At 45.2% G+C, this 2,164-nt stretch carries 1 protein-coding gene; it reads left to right on the top strand.

Translation table 11 applies throughout. The features are described from left to right. Window positions 1-578: 578 nt before the first annotated feature. The gene (gene ltrA / locus QL229_RS20490; protein WP_281547363.1) at window positions 579-2,051 is read left to right on the top strand and encodes a group II intron reverse transcriptase/maturase; all 1,473 of its coding nucleotides are present in this window, start codon (window positions 579-581) and stop codon (window positions 2,049-2,051) included. The last annotated feature ends 113 nt before the right edge of the window (window positions 2,052-2,164 follow it).

Here is a 2,164-nt window from a genome sequence, read left to right as displayed (position 1 = left end):
TTGGGGCGTGCGACGTGAAGTCGTATGAAGCGCTGTTCACCGCTTAATGAGTGAACCATCTGTATCACCAGATGATCCTAGGAGCCTGAATAAAGTAGCGGCTCTGACAATGTAACGAAGGTTGGTATGCGCCAATCGGGATCTTAATCGTGAGAGGACGATCCTCCTGATAACCACAAATCGGGTGAGTGCTAGGCAGTCAGTATGATGAACATAAGTGAATCCGCGTAAGGTGCGTTATACGATGAAACAGCGGAAGTGGTTAATACGCTGTAGCCAAAAGGCGCGAGAGTCGGAAAGAGATTGCCCCATGCTCTTTCGTGATCACTGAACTCTCCGCACTATAGCGGGCATCTAACCTGACATTGCGCAACATACGGAACACGGTAAGCCTGTATCACTCCCTTTGGGAAAGCTTATATAGCCGATAGTGATGCAGGTAGAGGATGTTGGAGAAAGCAAAGGCTGGATTGTAATGATGCAGATACAGACGTCTGTCTGGCACGAAAGTGAGCTGACTTCCGACTGGTCTTCCGTTGCAAGAGAATTTGAAGAACTTTATTCAAGGAGAAACGCAAATGATGATTTCAAAAGAGATTAGTGCCTCTCCTGACAGTGCTCAATGGCAATCCATAAATTGGAAAACTGTTGAGTCACACGTTTTAAAGCTTCAGATGCGTATTGCAAAAGCAACAAGAGAAAGTAAACACGGCAAAGCGAAAGCGTTGCAGTGGATACTGACTCACTCGCATTCGGCAAGACTTCTTGCTGTTAAGCGAGTATCACAAAACAAAGGCAGTAAAACGCCCGGAATAGACGGCGTCATCTGGAATACGGATACGCGCCGCATGAAAGCAGTCAATCAATTGAGCAGAAAGGCTTATCAAGCCAAACCGCTCAAGCGTATCTACATCCCTAAGAAAAACGGCAAGCTCAGACCTTTGGGTATCCCGTGCATGGTCGATAGAGCGCTACAAGCGCTTCATCTTCTTGCACTAGAGCCTGTGTCAGAAACACTTGCTGACCCAAATAGCTACGGCTTTCGGCGCAATAGAAGCACTGCTGATGCTATTGCTCAGTGTTTTCTCTGTTTGAGTAAAAAGCAATCCGCGCAATGGGTTCTTGAGGGAGATATCAAAGCCTGTTTCGACAAGATTGGGCATCAATGGCTTATGAATAATATAGCTGTAGATAAACGAATGTTGGAACAATGGTTAAAGTCTGGTTTTATGGACAAAGGGCTGTTCTATCGCACTGACGAGGGAACACCACAAGGCGGGATCATATCTCCAACCTTGATGCTGATGACTCTTGCAGGTCTTGAGCAACGCATAAAGTCCACCGCACTTAAAAATGGGGCGAGAGCCAACTTTATAGGATACGCTGATGATTTCGTCGTCACTTGCACTTCAAAGAACGTGCTGGAGAACGATATCAAACCGTTGATTACTGACTTCTTAGCACACAGAGGCTTAACGCTCTCCGAAGAGAAAACGCACATTACTCACATTAGCCGTGGTTTTGACTTCCTAGGCTTTAACCATAGGAAGTACAAAGGAAAGCTGCTCATTAAACCGAGTAAATCTAACACGTTAATATTTCTGAGTAACTTGCGCGAACTCACTAAAAAGCACGCAACCACCCCCATTAACGATCTAATCAAGTTGATAAATCCGAAACTCAGGGGTTGGTCGAATTACTATCGCCATTGCGTTGCCAAACAAGTATTCGGATATGTGAGCCACAAACTATTTCTAGCGTTATGGCATTGGGCTAAAAGGCGTCATCCAACAAAATCAAAAACTTGGATCGCCATGAAGTACTTTATCAACCGTCGAGGCCAATGGCAATTTCACGGTTGGCAGAAGAGCATGAATATAGATTGTCAGTTTAATCTATTTCAAATAGCTAAGGTGCCAATAGAGAGACATGTGAAAATCAGGAGTGAAGCTACGCCTTTTGATCCTTTATACCAAGAATACTTGGCAAAGAGAAAAGCAAAGAGGCAATGCCGCAACTCTTGGAATGAACCTAATCTCGCTGCTTTATAAGTTGCTGGGTACCAATTAGGTGCCTTCGTGAAGGCTTGAGCCGTATGCAGTGAAAGTTGCACGTACGGTTCTTAGGAGGGCGACACTTGGTAACAGGTGTCGTCTATCCGACA

This window comes from Pseudoalteromonas sp. PAR1, from assembly GCF_947311895.1.
Lineage (GTDB): Bacteria > Pseudomonadota > Gammaproteobacteria > Enterobacterales > Alteromonadaceae > Pseudoalteromonas > Pseudoalteromonas lipolytica_C.
Note: the sequence above shows the minus strand (reverse complement) of the source record. Positions and strands in the feature narration are given on the sequence as shown.

Bases quoted from the DNA above. Each gene is read 5' to 3' on its own strand.
- ltrA (WP_281547363.1), top strand. From the start codon at position 579: ATGATGATTTCAAAAGAGATTAGTGCCTCTCCTGACAGTGCTCAATGG.